At 58.8% G+C, this 612-nt stretch carries 1 pseudogene; it reads left to right on the forward strand.

Annotated elements, in window-relative coordinates:
- Window positions 1–612, forward strand: a pseudogene (locus tag ACR0LL_RS21295) (dihydroxy-acid dehydratase); the annotation flags it as partial.

Genomic DNA, 612 nt, shown 5'->3' on the forward strand with positions numbered 1-612 from the left:
GCACCACGCAGGCTTTCAGCCAGTCCAACCGGTACAAAGAGCTGGACACAGACAGGGAGACCGGCGTCATCCGATCCAGAGACCATGCGTTCAGTCAGGATGGTGGGTTGGCGGTTCTGTTCGGCAACATTGCCCGCGACGGCTGTATCGTGAAAACCGCCGGTGTCGATGAGAACATCCTGAAATTCACTGGTTCAGCCTATGTCTGCGAAAGCCAGGATCAGGCGGTCAGCGACATTCTGACGGGCAAGGTCAAAGAAGGCGATGTCGTTGTGATCCGGTATGAAGGGCCAAGGGGCGGGCCGGGGATGCAAGAGATGCTGTACCCGACATCGTATCTGAAATCGAAAGGTCTGGGCAAAGCCTGCGCTTTGCTGACGGATGGCCGCTTTTCAGGCGGCACCTCGGGCCTGTCGATCGGTCACGTATCGCCGGAGGCCGCCGAGGGTGGAGAGATCGGACTTGTCCAACACGGTGACAGGATCGAAATCGATATTCCAAACCGCACAATCCACCTGGCCGTTTCAGACGAAGAACTGGCGGCGCGGCGCGAAATTCAGGACGAAAAGGGCTGGGTGCCGGGCAAGCCCCGCAAACGAAGGGTGTCTACCG

It is taken from the genome of Ruegeria sp. AI2 (assembly GCF_056541275.1).